Consider the following 2504-nt stretch of genomic DNA (forward strand, 5'->3'; position numbering starts at 1 on the left):
AGGTTTACGAAATAGCCTGTGGTGCCGGCTATGTCGCTCAATGCCTGGAAACCGGAGGGCACGAACAGGGCGGCGAGCAGCAGCCGGGAGAGCAGGAGCAGCGCGTTGCGGGGCATGTTCACCTCCCTCGGCCGCCGGCCGGCTTCGTCCCGATAGCCCCTATCCTAGCAGAAAACTCCGGCCAGCAGATCGGCGGGCATACACCGATAACGAAAAAGCGGCACGGAAAATTCCGCGCCGCTTTTTGTTCGGCTATTGCCAGTTTTTGGCTCAGCCGCGCTTGGCGTCGATCGAATAGGCGCCGGCGCCCGAGGCAGCCAGCACGAGGAAGCCGCCCGCAATGGCGAGGTTCTTGAGAAACTGGATCATCTGCATCTGGTCGGCCCAACCGGTATGGGCGACCAAACCGGTGGCGACGGTGAAGATCGCCAGCACCCAGGCAACAATCCGGGTCTTGAAGCCGACGAGGATGGCGAGGCCGCCGAGAAGCTCGATCAGGCCGACGACAATGGCCGTTACGGTCGGCAAGGGCAGGCCGAGGGCACCGAAATAGCCCGCCTGCCGGCGATGGCGGTCAGCTTGCCGAAGCCTGAAAGCAGGAAGATGACGGCAAGCAGGACGCGGCCGAGGAGGATGGTGGTCGAGGCATTGGATGCGCCGGAACCGGCGACTGAAGTGTTGATGGACATTGTGGCTCTCCGGGATGGGTTGATACCGGGGAGATAGAGCAAGCCGACTGTTCACCAAAGCCACCAGACTGGCGACACATTGTTCACAGTACTTACGTTCCGTGATCGGGCGGCCTGCGCAAAATTCGCTTCGGGTCACGTCGTGACGGAAGTAAATTCTCCCGTCACGAAATACCGGGCTTTTGGTTGACGCAATTCCGGACCGAAAACCGCAAGACACTTTTCCTGGAATTGACTACCCCGGATGCGTCATGTCCTCCGGCCGCACCAGCCGGTCGTAATCGGCTTCGCTGACCAGCCCGGTGGCGAGCGCTTCCTCGCGCAGCGTGGTGCCCTTCTTGTGCGCGGTCTTGGCGATCTTGGCGGCATTGTCGTAGCCGATGGTCGGCGCCAGCGCCGTCACCAGCATCAGCGAGCGGTCGAGTGCCGCCTTGATGTTGTCTTCGCGGGCCTCGATGCCGACAACGCAATTGTCGGTGAAGGAGACCGAGGCGTCGGAGAGCAACTGCACCGACTGCAGGAAATTGTAGGCCATCAGAGGGTTGTAGACGTTGAGCTCGAAATGACCCTGGCTGCCGGCGAAGGTGAGCGCCGCATTGTTGCCGAACACCTGCACGCAGACCTGCGTCAGCGCCTCGCATTGGGTCGGGTTGACCTTGCCCGGCATGATCGACGAGCCCGGTTCGTTTTCCGGCAGCGACAGCTCGCCGAGGCCCGAACGCGGGCCGGAACCGAGGAAACGGATGTCGTTGGCGATCTTGAACAGTGCGGCGGCCGCCGCATTGATGGCGCCGTGCGAAAACACCATGGAATCATGGGCCGCCAGCGCCTCGAATTTGTTCGGCGCGGTGACGAAGGCGATGCCCGTAATGCTGGCGATGCGATCCGCCACCCTTTCGGCGAAGCCGACCGGCGCGTTGAGGCCGGTGCCGACGGCGGTGCCGCCCTGCGCCAGCTCCTGCAGGCCGGGCAATGTCAGCTCGATGCGCTTGATCGACGAGGCGACCTGCGCTGCATAGCCCGAAAACTCCTGGCCAAGCGTTAGCGGGGTGGCGTCCTGTGTGTGCGTGCGGCCGATCTTGATGATGTGATTGAACTCTCTGCTCTTGGCGGCGAGCGCCTTGTGCAGATGCTTCAGCGCCGGCAACAGATCGTGCACGATGCGTTCGGCGCAGGCGATGTGCATGGCCGTCGGATAGGTGTCGTTCGACGACTGGCTCATATTGACGTGATCGTTGGGATGCACCGGCTTCTTGGAACCCATGACGCCGCCCAGCATCTCGATCGCACGGTTGGAGATCACCTCATTGGCGTTCATGTTGGACTGCGTGCCCGAGCCGGTCTGCCAGACCACCAGCGGGAAATGGTCGTCGAGCTTGCCGTCGATGACCTCTTGCGCCGCCTCGACAATCGTCTTGCCGATGGAAAGATCAAGCCGCTTGAGCTCCATGTTGGCTTCGGCCGCCGCCCGCTTGACGATGCCCAGCGCGCGCACGATCGACGCCGGCTGCTTCTCCCAGCCGATCTTGAAATTGCCGAGCGAACGCTGCGCCTGCGCGCCCCAGTACCGGTCGGCGGCAACTTCGATGGGACCGAACGTGTCGGTTTCGGTTCTGGTATTTGCAGCGGTCACGGGTCTCTCCTTGTCGAAGTCGGCAACGGCGTATCGCGTTGCACAAACGGCTTCAAGCGGAGATTGCGGAGGGGATTGATGCAAATCGGTTGAAGGTGATCTCCCCCCTCGAGGGGAGATGTCGCCGAAGGCGACAGAGGGGGTCGGTTCGACCGGGCGTGACCTCTTATCGCCGCCGGAAG

At 62.5% G+C, this 2504-nt stretch carries 2 protein-coding genes and 1 pseudogene; all 3 read right to left on the bottom strand.

What is annotated here, in order from left to right:
- Positions 1-116: DoxX family membrane protein (locus EN906_RS30650; protein ID WP_127375632.1), on the bottom strand; the 116-nt coding region annotated here is incomplete at its 3' end.
- A gap of 154 nt (positions 117-270) precedes the next feature.
- Positions 271-689, bottom strand: a pseudogene (locus EN906_RS30655) (DoxX family protein).
- 235 nt (positions 690-924) lie between these two features.
- Positions 925-2322: a class II fumarate hydratase gene (gene fumC / locus EN906_RS30660; RefSeq protein WP_127272767.1), complete on the bottom strand. Its 1398-nt coding sequence runs from the start codon at positions 2320-2322 to the stop codon at positions 925-927.
- Between the last annotated feature and the right edge of the window lie 182 nt (positions 2323-2504).

Origin of the sequence: Mesorhizobium sp. M7A.F.Ca.CA.004.06.1.1 (assembly GCF_003999135.1) — a bacterium.
Taxonomy (GTDB): Bacteria; Pseudomonadota; Alphaproteobacteria; order Rhizobiales; family Rhizobiaceae; genus Mesorhizobium.